Below are 20,896 nucleotides of genomic sequence, written 5' to 3'. Positions count from 1 at the left end.
CCGCAGGTTGGCTCGTACCTGCGAGAAACGTTTCAATGATCCAAAACCTGGATGTATAATACTACAGTACTCATGTCAGAAGTTCTACATCCGTGGCGAAGGCCAATTTGTCAGGTGCTCGTGCCGGTTTATCTGACCGTCATATTCGGTGCGCCGTTGGCGATTATAGAAGCGTCTTGGAGCTTGGTAGGCAACCCTTGGGCGCGAGGCCTCCTGGTTCTGATCGCCCCATTGGCCTACGCATTCATGTTCTGCATCCTGGCCGGGGTACTGAGTCTTCCCCACCGAAAAGGGGTCGTCGCCGGAAAATTCCCGCGGGACGTGCGGCACCCGGTCTATTTCCACCGGCGGATGCACGGACTCTGCTGGACCTCGCTCTACTACTTCAAGCCGGTCTACTACCTCTGCCTGACGATCCCCACCCTCAAACGGGCGACCTTCCGGCTCTTCGGGTACCGAGGCTCCCTCGACTTCACTGCCTACCCTGATACGTGGATTCGCGACCTTCCGCTCCTCAGCATCGGCAAAGGAGTCTATCTCTCCAACCGCGCCACCATCGGCACCAACATCGCCACCCGGAACGGGTCGATCGTCGTCTCCGGCATTACCATCGACGACGGCGCACTCATCGGGCACCTCTCGATGCTTGCACCCGGTGTCCATGTCGGCAAGCAAGCGGAAATCGGCGTCGGATGCGGCGTCGGTCTGCAAGTCGAGCTTGGGGATCGAGCCTACATCGGCCCATGTTGCGCCATCGACTCGGGTGCTTCGTTCCTGGAAGAATCCTCCGTGGGCGCCATGTCGTACGTCGGCAAACGAACCGTGGTCGGCGCCGGTGTCTCCGTTCCGTCCGGCGCCCTCCTCCCCAGCCGCCAAAAGATCACGCCTGAGACCGACCTCGAACAATACGTGTCTTCGGCTACGGTCAAGAAGTTAAAGCCCAAGGATCTCGAACAATCGTCGGTTTAGGTAGTACATCTCCCTTCCCCTCTTCTCGCCCTGAAGAATTCCGATTCGCTCAAGCTCTTGAAGATAAAGCGAAGCGGTTTGACGCTTGGCGATTCCCGCCCGCTCGAGAAACGAGATACGGGTATAGGGCTGGGAAAATACCAATCGGATAAGCTCCTCGCTATATCCGGTTCGCATACTTGCTTCAGCGTAATCTATTGCCGCCTCGAGTTCATGGTGGATCGCCTCAATCCGGCGTCGGGTCTCAATCGCCGTCACGCTGAGGTTCTCCAACATATACAACACCCAAGTCTCCCAATCGCCATACTCGGTCACCTTGCGCAGCCCTTTGTAATAACCACTCTTGTCTTCGATGATCGCCCGGCTAAGGTACAAAATCGGCTTGTCTAGCAAGCCTTGACTTACTAGAAACAAAATATTCAAGACACGGCCCACCCTGCCGTTGGCATCGGGAAACGGATGAATCGCTTCGAACTGATAGTGAATGACGCACAGCCTCACCAAAGGGTCGACGGTTGACTCGGTATGCCAGTATTCCAATAGGTTCTCAAGCATCGCGGTAATTCGCTCGCAGCCGATTGGTGGCGTATAGACAACTCTTCCGGTTCTTGGGTCGCCGACTCGCGTACCTCGACTCTCTCGGATCTTTAGATCGAACTTTAGAATCACCGAAGCGAGCCTTTGTAAAAGCGGCACGTCCATCGCCGACCCTTTTCGGAGATGGCCGTAACCAAGCCATATGGCATCGCCGTATCGAAGAACCTCCTTCGTTTGCGGATCGGTGAACTCCTCCTGCTGACTAAGCGCCCGGTACAACTCGTCGTTTGTGGTGACCACCATTTCGATCTCGGAAGATATTCGTGCCTCTTGCAACGCGATCGCTCTCACTAAGATGCCATCGTCCGGCAGCGTCTTCGCTGCCGATCTCAGCTCCGCGAGGGCAACATGGGCATCGATCGCGGCCTTAAGAATCGCTTTTGTCTCCAGATCGCCGAGCGGCGGAAGGGCCGGAAGATCGTTATACGGCTCATCGGGCCGGTTGAATGTTTCTCGGTGCGCCACTGATCGACAGTTTAAGAGAATATGTCGATGAATGACTCACTTCATCGACATATTCTCCGATTTGCATCGGCGAGGCGCCGACGCTACGGCAGACTCGGGATGCGGACCTTATTCGCCTCGGCAAAGCGTAGCGCCTCGGGATAACCAGCATCGGCGTGCCGAACGATCCCCATCCCCGGGTCGGACGTGAGCACTCGCTCCAGGCGAACGTCCGTGCTCGGCTCCCCATCCGCCACCACCACCATTCCCGCATGCTGCGAGTAGCCGATCCCTACGCCGCCCCCGTTATGGATCGACACCCAGCTCGCCCCCGAAGCCGTGTTCACCAACGCATTCAGAAGAGCCCAGTCCGCGACGGCGTCGCTCCCGTCGAGCATCCCCTCCGTCTCCCGGTTGGGCGAAGCGACCGAGCCGCAATCGAGATGGTCTCGGCCGATCACGACCGGGGCCGAGATCTCTCCCCGCCGAACGAGGTCGTTCATTGCCAACCCCATCTCCGCCCGCTCACCGTAACCCAGCCAACAGATTCGGGCGGGTAAGCCTTGGAACTGGATCCGCTTACGCGCAAGCCGCATCCATCGGGCCAGCGACTCATTCTGTGGGAACAGCTCGAGCGCTAAACGATCCGTACGGTCGATATCGGCCGGATCGCCCGACAGCGCCACCCACCGGAACGGCCCCTTCCCTTCGCAGAACAATGGCCGAATGTATTCGGGAACGAACCCAGGGATCTTGTACGCATCCTCCACGCCGGCGTCACGCGCGTAAGCCCGAATGTTGTTCCCGTAGTCGAAGGCGACGGCGCCCATCGCCTGGAGCTCCAGCATCGCCGCCACGTGAAGCCCCATCGAATCGATGGAACGCCTTCCGTACTCCTCCGGGTCGGCCAATCGCAACGCCGCTGCCTCCGCCGGCGTCAGTCCCGCCGGTACATAGCCGTTAAGAGGATCGTGCGCGCTCGTCTGGTCGGTCAATACGTCGGGAACCACGCCACGCCGCGCCATCTCCGGCAGCACCTCCGCGCAGTTTCCGACCAAGCCGACGGAGATCGGTTCACGTTTGTCGAGAAGGGATAGGGCCTCATCCAGAGAGTAGGCGATGTGATCGCAATAGCCGGTTGCCACCCTTTTCGCGATGCGGAATTCGTCGACGTCGATCCCAAGGAAAGCGGCCCCATTCATCGTCGCCGCCAACGGCTGCGCGCCGCCCATGCCTCCCATCCCGCCGCTCACCACGAGCCGGCCCGTCAAGCTCCCTCCGAAGTGCCGGTCGGCGCAAGCCGCCAATGTCTCAAAGGTCCCCTGAACGATCCCCTGGCTGCCGATGTAGATCCATGACCCGGCCGTCATCTGGCCGTACATCGTCAACCCTTTCCGCTCCAGCTCGTGGAAATGCTCCCAGGTCGACCAACGGCCAACCAGATTGGAATTCGCCATCAACACCCGGGGAGCGAACTCGTGGGTCCGAAAGATGCCGACCGCTTTTCCCGACTGGATGAGCAGCGTCTCGTCCGATTCAAGTCCCTCGAGCGCCCCGACGATCGCCTCGTACGCCTCCCAACTCCGAGCCGCCCGGCCGGTGCCGCCGTAGACGATGAGCTCGTCCGGACGTTCGGCCACCTCGGGGTCGAGGTTGTTCATCAGCATCCGCAGGGCGGCCTCCTGTTGCCACCCCTTGCACCGGATCGTTCGACCGCGCGGAGCCCGATTCCCGCTCATACGAGGCTTTTTTCCCGTCTGTCGCCGTCGCCTCGCCGCCGGTCGATTCCGTCGCCCGGTACCACCACCGGAATCGAATCGGTGAAGGAACCAGCGGCGATCTCGCTCGCCACTCGCTCGATATCCTCCGAGAGCGCCCGATCCGCCATTAGCGGCGGCACCATCTCCCGAAGCTTCCGATACATCGCCAGCACCCCGGTTCCCGGCTGCAGCGGCATGCGATATTCCAGCCCCTCCGCCGCCGCGATCAGCTCGATAGCCAGACACCTCTCGGCATTCTCGACGATAGTTCGCAGCTTGAGTGCCGCGGTCATTCCCATTGACACGTGGTCTTCCGTGCCCGCGGAGGTCGGGAGATTGTCGATGGATGCGGGAGAGCTCAGCACCTTCATCTCGTTCAGAAGCGCCACCACCGTCACATGGGCGATCATGAACCCGCTCCCCAAGCCTGCCTCCGGCGAAAGGAATGGTGGCAGCCCTTCGCTGAGATCCGGGTTGATCATCCGCTCCACACGCCGCTCCGAGATTCCAACGAGGTCGGTAAGCGCGATCGCCGCATAGTCGTACGCCATCGCCAGCGGAGCACCATGGAAGTTGCCGCCCGAAACCACCGTGCCATCGTCGAAGACGAGCGGATTGTCGGTCGCCGATCCGGTTTCGATTTCCACGATGGATCGAACGTGGTTGATCACCCCTCGAACAGCTCCGTGCACCTGCGGCATGCAGCGAAGCGAGTAGGCGTCCTGCACCCGGCTATTCCTCTCGGTGCGCCACGGCATGATCTCGCTTTCCTCGAGCATCGCCCGGAGCTGGGCGGCGGATTCGCCCTGTCCCGGGTGTGGCCGTGCGGAGTGGATCCTCGAATCGAACGCCGCATGCACACCGGCGAGTGCCTCCACCGTCATCGCGCCAACCGCGTCGGCAAGCCGCACGAGCCGCTCCGCCCTCAAAGTCATCAGCGCACCGACCGCGGTAAGTGCTTGCGTCCCGTTGATTAGCGACAATCCCTCCTTGGGACCTAGCTTTAAGGGTGACAAACCGGCTGCCGACAGCGCCTCCGCCGCCGGTTTTCGCACCCCTTCATGCCGGCACCACCCTTCTCCAATTAGACACTGGGCCACGTGGGCGAGCGGCGCCAAGTCTCCGCTCGCTCCGACCGAACCTTTCGAGGGAACATGGGGCGTAATCCGGTGGTTCAGAAGGTCGCAGAGCGCTTGGGCAACCGCGGGCCGCGCGCCGCTATATCCGAGCGCGAGGACATTCGCTCGCAGCAGCATCATCGCCCGCGTCTCCGGCTCCGAAAGCGGCTCGCCGAGCCCGCAGCAATGGCTCCTGACCAGGTTGAGCTGCAGTTGCTCGAGCTGGGGGAGCGGAATCGAAACGTCGCAAAGCCGCCCGAATCCGGTCGAAATACCGTAAACAGGTACTCTGTCCGAGACGATCTTCTCTACCGCCTGACGGCTTGCCGACATCCGACTCACCGCATCGTCGGTGAGGCCGACCTGCTGCCCGTTCCTAGATACCGCTTCGATAGCTTCGAGAACCAAACTTTGACCGGCTAGCTGCACCATCATTCTCCGAGTATACACAGTACGTTAGTAAAGTACCAAATCCTTCTACAGAACGGACTGGGCGACTCTCTAAGTGCTTGTAAAGGGTGGGAGAGGTGCGGATCTAACGGCGAATCGAAGAAAAAGCAAAGTTGGTGGGCCCGAGGGGGTTCGAACCCCTGACCGAGCGGTTATGAGCCGCCAGCTCTAACCGCTGAGCTACAGGCCCCACCGGAACATATATACCCACGACGCGGGAACGCCGGCAGCAGGTAGAGCGGTACGATTCTCGTTATGGCCCCGCTCGCTTCCCTTTTCGCCGGAATTCTTCTGTCCATTTCGCAGGGTCAGACCCCCGCTCCGGGAGCGATTCCCCAAGATCCGATGAAGGGTCTGGCGTTCCTGCTCGGAAGTTGGGAGTCCAAGGAGACCACCAAGGGACCTGAGGGTAAAGAAGTCGCCTTTACGCTGAAGGGAAAGAACACGCTTATCCTGGAGGGCCGATATCTGCAGATCGACGAGGCGTTCGAAGTGGCGGAGATGGGCAAATTTGCTAACCATATCCTGTTCAACTTCGACCCATCGGTTCGCAAATACCGCGGCTACTGGTTCATGAACCACCGCGCTCAGCCGATCGTCTTCACCGGCGTCCTCGGCGACAAGCAGTTCGTGATCACCGATGCCGACGAAAAGCTCCGAATCACCTACGACCTCCTCGAGCCGGGCCACTACAAAGCCGAAGTCGCGATCAAGCGAGACGACAAGTGGGAAGTGAACACTACGGCCGAGTATCGGAGGACGGGGGAGTAGCGGAGGCGTTAGGCGCTAAGGCGTTAGGCGTTAGTAGCGGCGGCTGACCAAGGCTACATCCGGCCCAACGCCCCAACGCCTCAACCCCTAGCGCCCCGAAACACAAAGAGTCGGCCGGCGCTATGGCGCCGGCCGACTCTTGTGTTTCTACCTTTTCCCTTTAGACGACTGGGCGTCGGCCGAAGAGGCTCATCAGGAACAGGATAACGGTAATCGCCAGGAAGACCCAGAACAGGATCATGGCGATGCTAGCGGCTCCGCTAGCGATTCCACCGAATCCGAATAGCGCGGCGACTAGCGCGACGACGAGGAAAATCACAGCCCATCTCAACATTTTTTGCTCTCCTTTTCTCCCATGGCCCGCGGGGAGTTTTATCTCGCCCTAACTGGCACACTTACCAGGTCTGACTGCGCATCTCAATTTAGGGTTCTGTCAGCGGTAGGACCAAAGGGGAGGGCGCTGGGCGTTAACCTCGAAACAACGTTGACCGACTAACGAGGCTCTCTCCCAACGCCTAACGCCTCACTTCCCCACGTTCTCGTAAGTCTCGAACGGATTCGGCATCTCTACGTAGGTGTGGCGGTCGAGGGCGACGCCGTTCCAATCGAACAAATAGAAGCGCGGATTCTTCCGGGATAGGACTTGCTCCACCAGGGCGGCCCGCCCCTTGGCGCGGGTGTTCTGGGGTGGGTCGGTCATCGCCATCGTGATATCCAGGTCGTCGAGAATTCGCTTGGTCCGGCCCATTTCCTGCAGGCCGTAGAAGAGCGACCGCTCCGGGTCGATGTTGTGGTATTCGAGGTCGACCGAGTGGAGGGCGTCGTCGTTCCAGCCCACCCCCTCTTCGGACATGTATTCCTCCACGATTTTCCGCTTGGCCACCCAGTCGATCCGGTCTTCCATCGCCATCGGGTCTTTCTCGAGGTCGTCCAACACCTGCCGCCAGTTGTCCAGGATCCAGTCGGTCTGCGTGCTCTCTCCCCGATAGACCTCCGCCAGGCGTAGGTACTCCCGCTGCAGGTCGACCGATCGGACGCTCCCCCCTTCGGCAAGAGAAACGATCCACTTGAAATCTTGATCGCGGCTCACCTCGCGCAAGGCGATCAGCGGCTGGGCGAGCGTTAGCCTCTCCGGCACCCGGTGCTCCTCCAGCAGACGCAAGACCAAGACCGTGGTCCCGACCTTCAGCGCGTAAGCGAACTCGTTCTGGTTGCTCTCGCCGAACAGCAGGTGAAGCCGGGTCATCCCGTCGTGCGAGTAGAAATGCTCCCACTTCGGGTTGATCAGCGCACGGTTGAAGCGAACCCGGGAGGCGATGGTCTTGATGATATGGTCGGCCCGTTGGCTGAGCTGGAAAGGCACCCGGTCGTCCGGCACCACCGAGTAAACGTGCGAAACCCAGATGTAGTCGACCGGGTTCTCCATCACCTCTTGGTAGCTCGGTCGAAGGCCGCCCGCTGTAAGGATGTGCCCACCGACGCGGCCCACGCCCGAAAAGATCTGACGAGTCACCAGGAACGGATAGAGCATCTGCACCGAAGTGTTCAGAAACTCGTCGTCCCCCCGCACCAGATAGTTTTCGTGGCAGCCGAACGTATGGCCGCCAAAGTGATCGACCGAGTTGTTGTAGACGAACAGCGCGTCGTCCAAGCCAAGCTCTTTGATCGCCCGCACGATCTGCCGTTGGCCTGCCCGGTCGTTGGCGACCAAGTCCTTTAGGTGCCGGCACTCCGCCGTCGCATATTCGAGATGCGACCCGACGGCGTCGATGTAGAGACGAGCGCCGTTCATCAGGAAACCGCCCGATTGGGCCGGTTCGAAGACGTCGTCGCGCGCGTGAAGGTCGATCGCCCCCAGCTTTAGCTCGTGGAAAAGGTAATCCTTGACGAGCTCGACCGCCGACTCGGGCGTGCCAAGCGTGTCGTCCGAAACGAGACACCCAAATTCCGTTTCAACGCCGAAAATCCGATCACCGGTCTGCCGAGGCATATAACCTCATACTACATGCCCCGGCCCATGTTCCATCCGCTCATTCTTTGCGCGTGAACCAATGGTCCAGTAGGATTGGCAACTGCTGCGGCGGCACGGCGGATGCGTCGAACGCTACCCGCCTCTCCTTGTTGCCGATCACGTACTGAACCAAAAGCGGCGTGTAGTCGGTCGGCGATAGCGGCCATGTGTCTGGGAAATCGGCGTATCCGATCATTCCGGGCCGCTCCACGATCCTGTACGGCGCCTCCGCGTCGGTTTCCGGAAGCGGCATTCCGGGACGCCAAGGGAACAATGCGCGGTTCTTGAATCGAGGATAGTTGGCAACTCCCAAACGTGCCTCAATCGTGACGGGAACGATGGCGGCGATCGGCGTAAGCAACTTCTGGATCGCCGACGCATTCGCTTTCGCCCGGAATTCCGTCCAGACTCGGAACATGCCCGGAATCGCGGGATGAGGCTGATCCCCTCCATCGAATACAGTCGGAATCCCTCGAAGCCCGTCGTCGAGGAAAAATGGCTGACGAAGATCCGGGCCCGACATCAGCATCTCGTCCACGATATCGATCGGATCGATCTCATGCAGGCGGAGGAAAGCGAGGCGCTGACTGGTGGAGTAGCCGAGGTTCTTGGTGTGCGCCAGCACGCGAGAATATCCGGCGTAAATTGCCCGATTGGTTACCGGTTCATATCCGTTCGGCGCCGAGTCCGCCACCACCACACCCGCGAGTCCCGGCGTCCGCGAGAGGGTAACGAGCTCGTTCCAACGGACCGGCAATCCGGGATCGGTGGGCGAAATCGTTTCAAAAGCGGGCGTCAGCTTTTCTTGGGACTGGTTAAAGTATCTCTGCCACGCCGGCTCCTTCTGAATTCGCTCGTCGATCGCCGCGCCGGCGTCGCCTAATATCGTCCGATCGGGATCTTCGGCCGCGGCCGCTCGGGAGGACCATGGCCGCACGTAGAGCTGGACCTTGACCCCGGCTGCTCGCCCTTTCTGAATGGCTGTTTCCAAAGCACGGGGGTCGCGCGTCTCCAGCCAAATCTCACGGATTCCATGGACGCGAACTTGCTCGACCGCCTGCTCCGCCGCTTCCGGAGTCGGCGCGAACACGGCAAAGGAAATAGCCGGCCCGGCCGCCGGTATCGAAAGCGGCAACACGGACTTCGGGAGTCGGCCAGGGTCTCTCGGAGGCGAAGCCGGCGGTTTGAACGACCATGCGAACCCGATCGAAGTGCGCTCGGGCTTAAGCGCGCGGCCATCGGGAAGGAGGAAGCCGTATTCGATCTCCGACGCCACCCCAACCCTGTCGGTTTTGACCGGCTGATGAGCATAACGCTTGTTCGTGGTGGCCAAAAACTCGCGCATGGCCGGAGTCAGCTCATCGGCAGAAAATGTGGCCGTCGATGGATTTGTATCGAACCGCTCTAACTGTTTTCGCACCGTGCCGTTCGGGACAAACGTGCTATCGGGAAGGAAACCGATCCGGTGGACATTGTCTCCGATCTCCCTTCGCCACTCGTCCTCTTTCGTATAGGTGGCGTTCTCCAGGTTCTCCTGCCACGTTGCAAACCGCATTTTGCGAGTGCCAAGCCCCATAAGGTCTGAGGTCAGGATATAAGCGCCTCCCACCCGCCGGTAGGCGCCGGTAACCCCCAGGGCAAGCGCCTTTAGCAGGTCTCCCGAACGCACGCGATTTCCGACCACGGTCACGCGGCGCTCGGCGACGCGAATATCGGCATGGATCTCGCGCCCCGTAGCCGCCCCGATAGATTTCAGGAGATCTCGAACCGTCGAAGCGGGCGGTACCTCCACTAAGGGATCGAATCCAACGTCCGCGTAGGCAATATCGGACGGCTTTGGTTTGTTTTCTATCGCCTGGCGAACCGTGACGCCGAAGCTGTCTCCCCGATTCATTTCCTCTTCGTCGTCCCGAGTCGTGACGAGGTCGCCCGGGCTTCCCCAATCTTCGTCGGTCGAGTGGAAGGTGGTCCCCCGTTCGTTCGCGAGCTGGAGTTGAAATTGAATCCGGCGGCTAACCCTCAACCGCACGCGCGAGGTGGCTGTCCCGTCGAGCTCACCCTTTTCCTCCTCCTTACCAAGCTGTCCATCTGCGCCCACGCGGTAGGCAATCCATTTCATCTTTTTGGGGAGAATCGACTGGTACACCGCCCGCGGCTCACCTTGGAGATCGTTCAGGCCAATTCCTCGTCCGGTCGCCAGCTTCCATTGCCCGTCGGTAAGCGACTTAAGAAGGTAGAGCACCTTCGCCTCTCGGGGCAGTCCGTCGTAAAGATTCGGCGGTTGCTTAAAGCTGTCGTCGATCACCACCATCTCCGTCGGCACGATCGCGGTCAGCCCCCCGACGACGACCTTCTTCCGTTTGAACGCGGCCAAGCTCACGCCGCCTCCCGAGGCTCGGACGCTTTCAGGGGAGACGGTGACAAGCGCCCCCGCCTTCGCTGGATTCCAGTTCAATCCATCGATGTAACCGGCAAGCGTCTTAGGCGCCTGGTTGGCGAGCAGCGAGATGAAAAGTAGCACCCTCGACATCGTTCTGGAGAGCTACGTTACACCGACTGCAAAGGTTTAGCCGGCTTGCTCTCGGCCGGCAGGGTCCTCACACCCTCGCTGCTGCAACGTTCGACCTTGGGACCGTTTCTCTAGGCGTTTACTTATCTTCTATGACCGGATCGACCATGTACATAGGAGCGCCGGCCGGCTGAGGGTTTCTCGGGAAGAAGTAAGTGTAGTGGAGTCCGATCACCGCGGTGTAGATCGGGTAGGTAAATAGTACTCCGACTCCGCAAAGGCACATGCCGAGCCCCGAGATGATGCCGGCCACAAAGAGGAGGCAGAACATCAACCAGGCATGCGGCTTCAAGGCATTGAAACTGCGCTTCACCGCCTCGGCGCCGCCAACCTGTTGGTCGATGACGATCACGGGTGTGAAGGCGAGAGCTCCAGAGACAAACAACGCCGGGACGAGGCAGGCGATCGCGCTCAGGTAAATGGCCAGCAGCATTAGTAGACACGCGCCAAAAGCCGAGCCAAAATTCTTGAATCCAGCGAACACGTCCAGTGCGGATATCTGCTCGCCGTAAACTTGCTTGACGGCCATCCGCATCATCCCGCCGGACAAGATGTACAGAACCGTCGCGGCGACGATCGACGCGAACACGCCCAAAACGATGTCGCTGGGAGCCATTACGTGTTTAGGCTCGGGAAAGAGAGTGCCTCCGTTTTGAACGTACGTAGCGATCGCAACCAGGGGCACATATACGATAAATGCGAGCAGTGTTGCCCCCACCCATGAGCCAAGGTCGCTCTTAACCAACGTCCAAGCGTCCGAAATCGCGTCGAAATAAACACCGGGCGGCCGACCGAACGGAGTGCCTGTGTAGTTCGCTCGAGGGTAGTTCGAAAATTGCGGAGGCGGGATTTCACTCATGGCATTTGCTCGATATTGCCTACCGTACCCCGACAGCAAAAGAGGACGAAAAAAGGCGTGGTGTGAGCGATCACACCACGCCTTGCGGGTCCAGGGTTCGATGTTTTAGGCGTTGATCTGAACCATCTCGTACGCTTCGACGATATCTCCCTCTTGGAAGTCGGTCCAATCGTTGAAGGTGAGACCGCACTCCATTCCCATTGTGACTTCGCGAACGTCGTCCTTAAGATGCTTCAGGGTGCCGATCTGCCCGTCGTAAACCAGGTCCTTGCCCCGGCGGACGCGACACTTGGCGTTTCGAGTGAGCTTGCCGTCGGTGACATAGGAACCGGCGATAATTCCTTTTCGGGAGAACTGGAATCGAACCCGGATTTCTGCCGTTCCAAGGTATTGCTCCTCGAACTTCGGCTCCAACATCCCCTTCAGGGCGGACTCGATATCCTCGATCAGCTCGTAAATGATCTGATAGGTTCGGATCTCGACGTTCTGCTTCTCCGCTTCCTTCCGGGCGCCGCCTTCGGGCTTCACGTTGAAGCCCACCACGATGGCATCGGAAGCGTTGGCAAGGAGGATGTCGCTCTCGGTGATGGTGCCGACGCCGCTGAGGACGATCTTGGTCTCGACCTCCTCGTTCTTGAGCTTCTCCAGCATCCCCTTCACCGCTTCGACCGACCCTTGCACGTCGGCCTTGATGATTAGGTTGAGCTGCTTCAGACCCTCCGCGTTCAGTTTGGTAAGCAGACCGCTTCGCGTCATGCCCCGGCTGGCCTGGAAGATCGTCTTGGCCCGGATCTCGGTCGCCCGCGTTTCTGCAATTTCGCGAGCGGCGCGCTCGTCCTTCACCCACTGCACGCGGTCTCCCGCTCCCGGCACATCGCTCAGTCCAAGAAGTTCAACCGGTACCGAAGGCCCGGCCTCGGTTATCTTCTGCCCCAGATAGTCCGCCATCGCCTTGATGCGGCCAAACGTGCTGCCGACGACGATCGCATCGCCGACCTTAAGCGTGCCTGTCTGCACCAGAACCGTGGCGACGGGACCTCGTCCCTTCTCCATCTTCGCCTCGACGACCGTTCCCGTGACCTCGCCCTTAGGATCGGCCTTGAGATCCATCACTTCCGCTTGAAGTAGGATCATTTCGAGCAGGCTCGGAACCCCTTCGCCGGTGATGGCCGAGACATTGACGGTAATCGTTTGTCCGCCGTAAGCCTCGGGGATGACGCCGAACTCGGGTAGCTGCTGCAATACGCGATCCGGATTCGCATCCGGCCGGTCGATCTTGTTAACCGCCACGATCATCGGAACATTGGCGTTCTTGGCGTGCTGGATCGCTTCCTTGGTCGTCGGCATCACGCCGTCGTCGGCCGCCACCACCAAGATCGCGATATCCGTGACGTTCGCTCCGCGAGCCCGCATCGCCGTAAAGGCGGCGTGGCCCGGAGTGTCTAGGAATGTGATCTTTCCTTCCGGAAGCTCCACCTGGTACGCGCCGATGTGCTGGGTGATGCCGCCCGCTTCTTTCGCGGCGACGTTCGCCTTACGGATATAGTCGAGCAGCGACGTCTTGCCGTGATCGACGTGCCCCATGATCGTGACGACCGGCGGGCGGGCCTGGAGTCCACCGGCTTTGCCGTTCGTCCGACTGTCCGTTTTTGGTTTCGGCGTCGCGGGCTCGCCGATCTTGACCGTATAGCCGAACTCCGCGACGAGCTTCTCCAGCACGTCGAGCTTGAGTGCGGTGGTAAGGGTCGCCATCGTTTTGAGCTTGGTCAAAAGCCGCTTCTGTACTTCCTGCTGCGGAACGTCGAGCCCGAGAGACACGTCTCGCGGCGTCGCATTAGGCCGGAGCTCGATCTCTTTCGATCCGGCGCGCTCCTTGGCCCCTTCGCGGACGAGCTCGAGCGTCTCGTCGTCCACTTCGAACGACACGCCGTCGTGCTCGATGCCAAGCTCGTTCAGGACCCCGTAAACGGTGCCGGGGACCAGATCGAATTCCTTGGCTAGTTCCGCGATGTTTACCGTCATATTTCTATTCTTTACCTCAGTTTGCATAGTAAGATTTCCCGCAGAGCGATGCGCTCGGCTTGATCAACCCGCCCCCGGATGGCCCTATCTAAGCGACCCTTCGAGAGCGCGGCCTCGACGCATGCCGCGGTGCGGCACATATAGGCGCTGCGCCCATTTCCTTGCCACAGGGTGACGCATCCCCCGACGGATCGGGAAACGCGAAAAAAGGAGCCCTGCTCTCCCTTACGCCGACAGGCGATGCATGTTCGGTGCGGCCTGTGGCTTGTGGCTTGTGGACTGTCTGGTTTCAGTGTTTTCTCCTTCATTCCACAGTTCACAAGCCACAGTCCACATCACTTCTTCCCTTCGCCCGCGGCTTGGCTTTCGCTTCGGATGTCGATCTTCCACTCGGTGAGCCGAGCGGCGAGCCGGACGTTCTGTCCGCCCTTGCCGATCGCCAATGAAAGCTGGCTATCCGGAACCACCACGTAGGCGCTCTTCTCGGCCTCGTTCAGCTTCAGCGAGTTCACCTTGGCCGGCGAAAGCGCGTCCGTGATAAACGTCCGCGGATCTTCGCTGAACGGCACCACGTCGATCTTCTCGTCGTAAAGCTCGTCCACGATCGCCTGCACCCGCGAACCTCGTGGCCCGATGCATGCGCCGATCGCGTCCACTCGCTCGTCCGTCGAGGTCACCGCCACCTTGCTTCGCTGCCCCGGCTCCCGTGCCACGCTGCGGATCACGACGACCCCTTGCGAAATCTCGGGAACCTCCAGCTCGAACAGCTTCCTAAGAAGGTTCGGGTGGGTCCGGCTCACGATGACTCGAAGACGTCGTTGCGAATCGTCCACTTTATATACGTACACGCGAATCCGGTCATTCGGCCGGTAAGGCTCCGTCGGAACCTGCTCGCGCCTCGGCAGCTCGGCTTCGACGCGGTTCACCTGAACGTAGACGCTTTGCCCGTCGCGCCGGCTGACGACCCCCGTGACCACTTCGCCGATCTTCTCGTGGAAGACGTCGTGGATCCGCCGGGTTTCCGCTTCGCGAAGCTTCTGGCTCAAGACCTGCTTGGCGGTCTGCGCGGCGATACGGCCGAACCGATTCGGGTCCACCTCGGTCGGAATGAAGTCGCCGATCTCGGCGTCGGGATTCCGCTTTCGCGCGTCGAGCAAAGACATCTGGTAGCTCGGCTCGCTAACGATGCCGACCACTTCCTTCTCCACGCTGGCGGTCCAACCCTTGCGCGGATCGAGCTTGACGCTCACTTCTCCGGAGGCGCCGACGAAGCGCTTGTAGGCAACGGCGAGAGACTCCTCGAGCTCTCTTTGGAGTTCCTCGAGCGGGAGGTCCCGCTCCTGCGCGATCTGGTTAAGCTGCTGCAAAATATCCATCGCTTCTTCCCCTCCGTCTCCTTTATTCCGAGCCCCGATACAAAAAAAGGCGGCCTAAGCCACCCTGTAGATCGGTCGCTCCTGATTTGTGCTTAATGTTACCACAGAGGGATAGGCTTAACTGCGCGTCCGAGAGTTTCCAATGGCGAGTGAGATCACGATCTTCGTAACCGGCCTGGAGTTTTACGCCTACCACGGAGTACCCGCGGAGGAGCGCGCGATCGGCCATCGCTATCGCCTCGACCTCGAGTTGCGGATCTCGACCACCGCAACCGAAACCGACCGAGTCGAGGACACCGTCAACTACGCCGAGGTGGCCGAAAGACTCCTTCGAATCGGCACTGGCCATGGGGTCCAAACCCTGGAACGCCTGGGGACGCTTATGTTGGATGACCTCTTCAGCGCGTTTCCCTCCCTCCTCTTCGCCAGGCTCCGTCTCGCCAAACGGCTCCCTCCCGCACCCATCATCGCCGAGGAGCTCGGCATCGAACTAACTCGCTCGGCCTAACCAAGTAGTGAGGTACCCCTAGGCGTGCGCCCTGCACAACAAGTAAAATCTAGCGACCTACCCCTTCGTCCGGCTGACTTTGCTAAAGCAGATACTTTTCGTTTTCCATGCCCTCTAAGCCCAGACCTCCTCATCTTTCAGAGCGTGAGCGCGAGGTTCTGTTTCTCGCGGCCGAAGGGCTGACGGACAAAGAAATCGCGGTCCGCCTAGAGATACGGACGAAGACCGTTCGAACTTATTGGGACCGGATGCGCGCCAAACTTGGTGCGGCCAGCCGGACTCAAGCGCTCGCCATCGCCCTGCGAACCGCTTACGAGGAGTTGGCCGAACGCGAAGAGCGACTCCGCACCTTTGTGGAGGCGATGCCGGTTGCTTTCTTCGCATTTGACGATAACTTAACTGTCCTTGCCTCGAACGAAGAAGGACGAAAACTTACCGGCTTTGCGACGGAAGAGATTGCGGGGACTCGCCTGGTCTATCGGCACGTGATTCCGGAGGAAGTGCGACGAACCCACACGGTACGCGAGTGGTTCCACCGAGGTGGCGAATTCCGAGGATGGGAGGTCCCCATCGTCCGTCAAGACGGCAGCCGCCGAATCGTCTCGTGGTCCTCCACTGCGCGCGAACACCCGGTTCCCGGCTGGCGAACCTGGGCCATAGGAGTCGACGTAACGCCGTACCGAGAATTGGAGAGCCTGCTTCGCTACCTAGTCGACTCGGTCGACCAAGGGGTTTGGCTCCTTTATCCGGATTTCCGAACTCACTTGGTAAACAATCGCATGGCCGAGATTCTTGGCACCGACGCGGCAAGCCTGCAGGGAGCGAACGCGTTCGACTTCATCGAAGAGGCAAATCAGGCCAAGTCGAGAGCGCTTCTGGAAGAAGGCGGCGCGGAGGGTCACTGCTGCCGCTTCCTTCGCTCCGACGGCACCGTCACCTCGGTGGTGAGCTCCGTGCGCCCGGTCCACGATTCGGCCGGCGGCCTCACCGGCTACCTCGTGCTTGTCCGAGAAGCAACCCTGGTTTAGGGAACCTGAAATGTGCGTAAAGGGTCGCATCCGTTGCGATGTCCGAATCTGCATCTCAACCGCCTCAACATCAAGATCGCCAGCCCGGAATTGAAAGCGAGATGACTCCGCGCCCGCAGTTCGAGCGCCCCGAATACAAGGGAAGCGGCAAGCTCGAAGGAAAGGTCGCCCTCATCACCGGCGGCGACAGCGGTATCGGCCGCTCCGTCGCCGTTCACTTCGCCAAAGAAGGGGCGAATGTGGCCGTCGTTTACCTAAACGAGCACGACGACGCAAAGGAGACGCAACGCCTCGTGGAGGAGCAAGGCGCCAAGGCAGCGCTCATTGCCGGCGACGTTGGGGACGAGGCGTTTTGCCAAAGCGCGGTTTCGAAGACCGTGGAGAGCCTCGGCGGCCTGGATATCCTCGTCAACAACGCCGCCGAGCAGCACCCTCAGGAATCGATCGAAAAAGTGACGGCCGAACAGCTCGAACGCACCTTCCGGACGAATATCTTCGCGATGTTTCACCTCGTGAAAGCGGCGATGCCGCACCTCAAAGAAGGTTCTGCCATCGTGAATACCGCCTCCGTTACCGCCTACGCCGGCTCGCCCAATCTGCTCGACTACTCGGCGACCAAGGGCGCTATCGTGGCCTTCACTCGCTCCCTTTCGCAAGCGCTTGCGAAGAAAAATATCCGCGTCAATGCCGTGGCTCCGGGACCGATTTGGACTCCGCTGATCCCTTCCACCTTTCCACCCGAAAAGGTGGAGAAGTTCGGCCAAGACGTCCCCCTGAAGCGGCCGGGCCAGCCAGACGAAGTCGCCCCCGCTTACGTGTTCTTAGCGAGCGCCGACTCCTCTTATATTTCTGGACAAACGATCCATCCGAACGGCGGCGAGATCGTCAACGGCTAAGAAGACGATGAACGACCCACTGAACCTATCCAACCGCGTTGCCCTCATCACCGGTGGCGCATCCGGAATCGGAAAAGGGGCCGCCCTCGCCTTCGCGGAACATGGAGCGCGCCTGGCACTTGTCGATGTCGTCCAAGAAGATCTCGACAAAGTAGCGGAAGAAGTTCGCCGCAAGGGAACCCAAGTGGAAACCTTTGTGGCCGACGTTTCGGATGCCGACCAGGTCCGCCGAGCCTGCGACGGGGCCGTTGAGAAGTTCGGGCGGCTCGACATCGTCTACGCCAACGCGGGCGTCAATGGGGTCTGGGCTCCCATCGAGGAGCTCTCTCCCGAAGAGTTCGACAAGACCATCGCGATCAACCTGCGAGGAACCTTTCTCACGATCAAATACGCCGTACCGCACCTGCGTCGCCAAGGCGGCGCCGTCGTGGTGACCTCCTCGGTAAACGGCACCCGCACCTTCTCGAACACCGGCGCGACTGCCTACTCGACGAGTAAAGCCGGACAGGTCGCGATGGCGAAGATGCTCGCGGTGGAGCTCGGCAACTACGGAATTCGAGTCAACGTCATCTGCCCCGGCGCGATCTCGACGAACATCGGCGAAAACACCGAGCAGCGCGACGTCGATCAGATCAAGGTTCCCGCCGAATATCCCGAGGGCACTAGTTCCCTCACCGGAAGCAAACCCGGAACCATCGACCAAGTTGGGCAGCTCGCCCTATTCCTCGTCTCCGACATGGCCGCCCACATCACCGGCGAAGTCGTCTATATCGACGCCGGTTCGTCGTTGGTCGTAGGCTAGCCCTCCGGAGCCCCCTCCTCGTCGATGTTCGTGCGATGAGGAGGGGTTGGGGGTGGAGAAAATCCGGGCTCCAGCTCCTTTCACCCTTTAGGCGTCGATGCCACGCCCCTCGCCAACGCCGCCCAGCCCAGAATGAAACAAAGCCCTCCGAGCGGCGTCACGATCGCGAACCCGACGATCCCTGTTAGGGCGTACGCGTAAAGCGTCCCTCCAAAAATGACGATCCCTGCTGCGAACAGCCACCCCGCCGCCCGCACCATCTTCGTCTCCGCATACGCGCAGACGAGCCCCACCACGACCAGCGCCAGCGCGTGAAGCGCGTGGTACTGAACCGCGGTGTGCCACGTCTCCATCGCCTTCTCCGAAAGCCGATCCTTGAGAGCGTGAGTGCCAAAGGCCCCCAACGCGACGGCGATTCCCGCCAACCAAGCGCCTAGGGACACGAACGTGCGGTTCATGTCCCGATATTCTATTCGGAGGTGGTGATGTTAATTCGGTTGTTCGCTTTGTCGAACTCGACTTTCGCCCCTAACGCCTCGGCGATGAAGCGGAGTGGAACCATTGTCGTTCCGGCGTAGACCTGCGGCTTTATATCCAGCATGATCTCCGCGCCGTTCTTTCGAGCGATGCGGGCTCCGAGTCGCAGCTCCACATCCTCGTTATTCTTCGTCGCCTTGATGGTATGGTTCGCCTCGTCGTATTCGACGTAAGCCCCGATCGATTCGAAGATCCCTCGCAGAGGTACAAGCGTGCGACCGGTAAGCACCTGGGGGCGCGCGGTCTTGAACTCCACTGCCTTTCCGTTCACGAAGACGGTCAGGTCTTGACTAGCCATGGCGCTTCCGGCCAGGCAAACGAGCAACAGGAGCGTAAACCGCAACTTTTTCACACTCGTACGAAGCCCGCGATGCCCACTGTGTTCCGTGTATAGGAACACTGGCCACGGCCGCCCCGTCGTGCCTATAGAGAGCACGTATGTCAACCCACGAAGATGCCACCAGAAAGCCAACCTCGCCCATCATCTATGCCGCCTTTGCCGATCCGGCCAGCGCGGAACAAGCCGCCGAGAGGCTGGTCGAGAAAGGAGTTTTGGCGGAGGACATCAGTCTTGTCGTTAACCACAAGGCCGACGAGAACAAGACCCTGGACGACCGCGAGCTTTCTTACAGCCAACCGACGATCGTGAGCGGCCCGGCCGGAGCAACCGGAAGGTTTGACCCGCTAGGAAACGACTTGCGGATTTCGACCCCGACTCCGATCCAAGGAGGGAATCTCTTCCCGGTCGGCGAGTCGGCCCAGATGAATCTCAATCCGGCCCAGAACGACTATCCGATGGCGGAGGAGGGATCGCCGACCGCGCTTTCCTCCCGCCCCTCCAGTGCCCGGTCCGACTTCAACGCCGACCTGGACAAGCGGGAATACAACGCGGCTTACAAGAATGACGTCGAGCGCGAGAATTTGGAAGAAGCGAGGCGAAACCTCGAAGCCGAAAGCGATAGCGAGGCGGTTTCCACCCCGAATCGGCCCACACCGGTTCACGACGCGACGACCTCTGCGGCCGCGGAGGCGACCTCGGATCGGGCCGACGATCACGGAATCCACGCCACTACTATCCCCGGCGCTGCCGACGCCGCGAAGAAAGGGGTCGTCGCCGGACTAGGCGTCGGCGCTTTGGCGGCAGCTTCCGCGATCTTCGTGCCGGCGGTGGGGCTTATATTGGGCGGGGGCGCGCTTGCCCTTGCGCTGGCCGGTTTAGCGGCGGCTTCCAGCACCGGCGCTGTGTCCGGCGGCGTGGTTACCTACCTCAAAGACCACGGAGTTCCGGCAAACGACATTCCGAGATACCAGAAAGCCTACGAAGATGGCGGAGCGATTATTTGCGTGGAGCTTCACGAAAATTCTGACAAAGGGATGATCGAGGACACGCTCAATCAGTTCGGCGCGATCAAGGTCGACCGATACGGGTACGCCGCATAATGCGCGTCATCCGAGCCGCCGAGCTTGCAAAGGCTGGGAGCTTTTTCAGGGTCTTGGAGACGACGGACCGCGCTCAGGTCGCCGTGATGACGCTGGGTCCCGAAGACGTCTCCGGTGAAATGGGAACCGATCACCCGCAGTCGGACCAGGTCCTATTTGTTCTAGAAGGCGGAGGCTCGGTGCGAATCGACGACGAAGTGGAGGAACTTCATGCTGGAGACGTGGTCATCGTCCCCGCTGGGAAACCTCACCAGGTACGCGGACCCAATCGTACGCTCAACTTCTACGCGCCGGTGGCTTATCCGAATGAGAGCTCCGACTAATCCGTTGTCTGCGGTAGCCTCGAACATTGGATGTTAAACGTCCCCTCCATCGACCCGATCACTCTTAAAGCCGAGCTCGACGGCCCAAACCCGCCGATCGTTATCGACGTGCGGGAGCCGGAGGAACTGGAGTACAGCTTTCTCCCTGACGCCGTCGAAATCCCTCTGCACGACCTACCGCTCCGCCTCGGAGAGCTCGACCCTTCATCCAACTTCGTCGTCATCTGCCGAGTCGGCGGCCGCAGCGCCCAAGCCACCGATTACCTTCTGCAACACGGCTTCCAACAAGTCCGCAACCTCACTGGCGGCATGAACGCCTGGGCCCGCCAAGTCGACCCTTCGATGGCGGAGTATTAGAGGCCATTGTCCATGGGACCTCGCCATGTTTAATTGCTTGACGAAGGGAGCAACCCGCC

21 protein-coding genes and 1 tRNA gene are annotated in these 20,896 nt (G+C 60.3%); 9 read left to right on the top strand and 13 right to left on the bottom strand.

Annotated elements, in window-relative coordinates; all coding sequences use genetic code 11:
• The first annotated feature begins 72 nt into the window (after window positions 1-72).
• Complete coding sequence (locus OP10G_RS16780) at window positions 73-969, top strand: hypothetical protein (RefSeq protein WP_158409265.1); 897 nt, start codon at window positions 73-75, stop codon at window positions 967-969.
• Here the strand turns inward: OP10G_RS16780 and OP10G_RS16775 are convergent.
• The 4 genes from OP10G_RS16775 to OP10G_RS16760 all read right to left on the bottom strand — a co-directional run bounded on the left by OP10G_RS16775 (window position 934) and on the right by OP10G_RS16760 (window position 5,528).
• Entirely contained in the window at window positions 934-2,031 is a 1,098-nt protein-coding gene (locus tag OP10G_RS16775; protein WP_025229284.1) for a Fic family protein, read from the bottom strand. The genes OP10G_RS16780 and OP10G_RS16775 overlap by 36 nt on opposite strands.
• An 83-nt stretch (window positions 2,032-2,114) precedes the next feature.
• Entirely contained in the window at window positions 2,115-3,749 is a 1,635-nt protein-coding gene (hutU, locus tag OP10G_RS16770) for a urocanate hydratase (RefSeq protein ID WP_025229285.1), read from the bottom strand.
• Window positions 3,746-5,323, bottom strand: a complete 1,578-nt coding sequence (gene hutH / locus OP10G_RS16765; RefSeq protein ID WP_025229286.1) for a histidine ammonia-lyase — start codon at window positions 5,321-5,323, stop codon at window positions 3,746-3,748. The genes hutU and hutH overlap by 4 nt, the downstream gene beginning before the upstream one ends.
• Before the next feature lie 129 nt (window positions 5,324-5,452).
• Window positions 5,453-5,528 (bottom strand) — tRNA-Ile (locus OP10G_RS16760).
• A gap of 65 nt (window positions 5,529-5,593) precedes the next feature.
• On the opposite strand from OP10G_RS16760, the gene OP10G_RS16755 reads away from it, so the two are divergent.
• Window positions 5,594-6,109 (top strand): DUF1579 family protein, encoded by a 516-nt coding sequence (locus OP10G_RS16755; protein WP_025229287.1) that lies wholly within the window; start codon window positions 5,594-5,596, stop codon window positions 6,107-6,109.
• A gap of 160 nt (window positions 6,110-6,269) precedes the next feature.
• On the opposite strand, the gene OP10G_RS25945 is transcribed toward OP10G_RS16755, so the two are convergent.
• The 7 genes from OP10G_RS25945 to nusA form a co-directional block, all read right to left on the bottom strand.
• A complete protein-coding gene (locus OP10G_RS25945) occupies window positions 6,270-6,443 on the bottom strand; it encodes a DUF1328 domain-containing protein (RefSeq protein ID WP_025229288.1) in 174 nt (57 codons plus the stop codon).
• A 189-nt stretch (window positions 6,444-6,632) separates the two neighbouring features.
• Window positions 6,633-8,099, bottom strand: a complete 1,467-nt coding sequence (locus OP10G_RS16745; protein ID WP_025229289.1) for a proteasome accessory factor PafA2 family protein — start codon at window positions 8,097-8,099, stop codon at window positions 6,633-6,635.
• A 40-nt stretch (window positions 8,100-8,139) separates the two neighbouring features.
• Entirely contained in the window at window positions 8,140-10,650 is a 2,511-nt protein-coding gene (locus tag OP10G_RS16740; protein WP_025229290.1) for a hypothetical protein, read from the bottom strand.
• Window positions 10,651-10,768: 118 nt separating this feature from the next.
• Window positions 10,769-11,548, bottom strand: a complete 780-nt coding sequence (locus OP10G_RS16735) for a hypothetical protein (RefSeq protein ID WP_025229291.1) — start codon at window positions 11,546-11,548, stop codon at window positions 10,769-10,771.
• Between the two features lie 105 nt (window positions 11,549-11,653).
• Window positions 11,654-13,570, bottom strand: a complete 1,917-nt coding sequence (gene infB / locus OP10G_RS16730) for a translation initiation factor IF-2 (protein WP_052547806.1) — start codon at window positions 13,568-13,570, stop codon at window positions 11,654-11,656.
• 11 nt (window positions 13,571-13,581) lie between these two features.
• Window positions 13,582-13,878 (bottom strand): YlxR family protein, encoded by a 297-nt coding sequence (locus tag OP10G_RS27950; protein ID WP_084179425.1) that lies wholly within the window; start codon window positions 13,876-13,878, stop codon window positions 13,582-13,584.
• Between the two features lie 27 nt (window positions 13,879-13,905).
• Window positions 13,906-14,946, bottom strand: a complete 1,041-nt coding sequence (nusA, locus tag OP10G_RS16725; RefSeq protein WP_025229292.1) for a transcription termination factor NusA — start codon at window positions 14,944-14,946, stop codon at window positions 13,906-13,908.
• Between the two features lie 142 nt (window positions 14,947-15,088).
• Between nusA and folB the strand changes: the two genes are divergently transcribed.
• The 4 genes from folB to OP10G_RS16705 all read left to right on the top strand — a co-directional run bounded on the left by folB (window position 15,089) and on the right by OP10G_RS16705 (window position 18,180).
• Window positions 15,089-15,454: a dihydroneopterin aldolase gene (gene folB / locus OP10G_RS16720; RefSeq protein ID WP_025229293.1), complete on the top strand. Its 366-nt coding sequence runs from the start codon at window positions 15,089-15,091 to the stop codon at window positions 15,452-15,454.
• A gap of 107 nt (window positions 15,455-15,561) precedes the next feature.
• Window positions 15,562-16,482: a PAS domain S-box protein gene (locus OP10G_RS16715; RefSeq protein ID WP_025229294.1), complete on the top strand. Its 921-nt coding sequence runs from the start codon at window positions 15,562-15,564 to the stop codon at window positions 16,480-16,482.
• 38 nt (window positions 16,483-16,520) lie between these two features.
• The gene (locus OP10G_RS16710; RefSeq protein WP_025229295.1) at window positions 16,521-17,378 is read left to right on the top strand and encodes an SDR family oxidoreductase; all 858 of its coding nucleotides are present in this window, start codon (window positions 16,521-16,523) and stop codon (window positions 17,376-17,378) included.
• 19 nt (window positions 17,379-17,397) lie between these two features.
• Window positions 17,398-18,180 carry an SDR family oxidoreductase gene (locus OP10G_RS16705; protein WP_025229296.1) on the top strand — a complete coding sequence of 261 codons (783 nt, stop codon included), beginning with the start codon at window positions 17,398-17,400 and terminating at the stop codon, window positions 18,178-18,180.
• A gap of 80 nt (window positions 18,181-18,260) precedes the next feature.
• Here the strand turns inward: OP10G_RS16705 and OP10G_RS16700 are convergent, their stop codons facing one another.
• Together OP10G_RS16700 and OP10G_RS16695 are read right to left on the bottom strand one after the other, a co-directional pair.
• A complete protein-coding gene (locus OP10G_RS16700; RefSeq protein WP_025229297.1) occupies window positions 18,261-18,638 on the bottom strand; it encodes a DUF423 domain-containing protein in 378 nt (125 codons plus the stop codon).
• Window positions 18,639-18,649: 11 nt separating this feature from the next.
• Window positions 18,650-19,069: a copper amine oxidase N-terminal domain-containing protein gene (locus tag OP10G_RS16695; protein ID WP_025229298.1), complete on the bottom strand. Its 420-nt coding sequence runs from the start codon at window positions 19,067-19,069 to the stop codon at window positions 18,650-18,652.
• 86 nt (window positions 19,070-19,155) lie between these two features.
• On the opposite strand from OP10G_RS16695, the gene OP10G_RS24865 reads away from it, so the two are divergent.
• Genes OP10G_RS24865 through OP10G_RS16680 form a run of 3 tightly spaced genes read left to right on the top strand, consistent with a single transcriptional unit; the run spans window position 19,156 to window position 20,837 of the window.
• Window positions 19,156-20,157: a hypothetical protein gene (locus OP10G_RS24865; protein ID WP_025229299.1), complete on the top strand. Its 1,002-nt coding sequence runs from the start codon at window positions 19,156-19,158 to the stop codon at window positions 20,155-20,157.
• Entirely contained in the window at window positions 20,157-20,480 is a 324-nt protein-coding gene (locus tag OP10G_RS16685) for a cupin domain-containing protein (protein ID WP_025229300.1), read from the top strand. Before OP10G_RS24865 ends, OP10G_RS16685 begins: the two co-directional genes overlap by 1 nt.
• A gap of 30 nt (window positions 20,481-20,510) precedes the next feature.
• Entirely contained in the window at window positions 20,511-20,837 is a 327-nt protein-coding gene (locus OP10G_RS16680) for a rhodanese-like domain-containing protein (RefSeq protein WP_025229301.1), read from the top strand.
• Window positions 20,838-20,896: the final 59 nt, after the last annotated feature.

It is taken from the genome of Fimbriimonas ginsengisoli Gsoil 348 (assembly GCF_000724625.1).
Lineage (GTDB): Bacteria > Armatimonadota > Fimbriimonadia > Fimbriimonadales > Fimbriimonadaceae > Fimbriimonas > Fimbriimonas ginsengisoli.
Note: the sequence above shows the minus strand (reverse complement) of the source record. Positions and strands in the feature narration are given on the sequence as shown.

Coding starts and splice junctions, on each gene's coding strand:
- OP10G_RS16740 (WP_025229290.1), bottom strand. CDS start 10,650: ATGTCGAGGGTGCTACTTTTCATCTCGCTGCTCGCCAACCAGGCGCCT.
- OP10G_RS16685 (WP_025229300.1), top strand. CDS start 20,157: ATGCGCGTCATCCGAGCCGCCGAGCTTGCAAAGGCTGGGAGCTTTTTC.
- hutU (WP_025229285.1), bottom strand. CDS start 3,749: ATGAGCGGGAATCGGGCTCCGCGCGGTCGAACGATCCGGTGCAAGGGG.
- OP10G_RS27950 (WP_084179425.1), bottom strand. CDS start 13,878: ATGAAGGAGAAAACACTGAAACCAGACAGTCCACAAGCCACAAGCCAC.
- folB (WP_025229293.1), top strand. CDS start 15,089: ATGGCGAGTGAGATCACGATCTTCGTAACCGGCCTGGAGTTTTACGCC.
- OP10G_RS16735 (WP_025229291.1), bottom strand. CDS start 11,548: ATGAGTGAAATCCCGCCTCCGCAATTTTCGAACTACCCTCGAGCGAAC.
- OP10G_RS24865 (WP_025229299.1), top strand. CDS start 19,156: ATGTCAACCCACGAAGATGCCACCAGAAAGCCAACCTCGCCCATCATC.
- OP10G_RS16780 (WP_158409265.1), top strand. CDS start 73: ATGTCAGAAGTTCTACATCCGTGGCGAAGGCCAATTTGTCAGGTGCTC.
- OP10G_RS16680 (WP_025229301.1), top strand. CDS start 20,511: ATGTTAAACGTCCCCTCCATCGACCCGATCACTCTTAAAGCCGAGCTC.
- OP10G_RS16700 (WP_025229297.1), bottom strand. CDS start 18,638: ATGAACCGCACGTTCGTGTCCCTAGGCGCTTGGTTGGCGGGAATCGCC.
- OP10G_RS16755 (WP_025229287.1), top strand. CDS start 5,594: ATGGCCCCGCTCGCTTCCCTTTTCGCCGGAATTCTTCTGTCCATTTCG.
- nusA (WP_025229292.1), bottom strand. CDS start 14,946: ATGGATATTTTGCAGCAGCTTAACCAGATCGCGCAGGAGCGGGACCTC.
- OP10G_RS16710 (WP_025229295.1), top strand. CDS start 16,521: ATGTCCGAATCTGCATCTCAACCGCCTCAACATCAAGATCGCCAGCCC.
- infB (WP_052547806.1), bottom strand. CDS start 13,570: ATGACGGTAAACATCGCGGAACTAGCCAAGGAATTCGATCTGGTCCCC.
- OP10G_RS25945 (WP_025229288.1), bottom strand. CDS start 6,443: ATGTTGAGATGGGCTGTGATTTTCCTCGTCGTCGCGCTAGTCGCCGCG.
- OP10G_RS16715 (WP_025229294.1), top strand. CDS start 15,562: ATGCCCTCTAAGCCCAGACCTCCTCATCTTTCAGAGCGTGAGCGCGAG.
- hutH (WP_025229286.1), bottom strand. CDS start 5,323: ATGATGGTGCAGCTAGCCGGTCAAAGTTTGGTTCTCGAAGCTATCGAA.
- OP10G_RS16745 (WP_025229289.1), bottom strand. CDS start 8,099: ATGCCTCGGCAGACCGGTGATCGGATTTTCGGCGTTGAAACGGAATTT.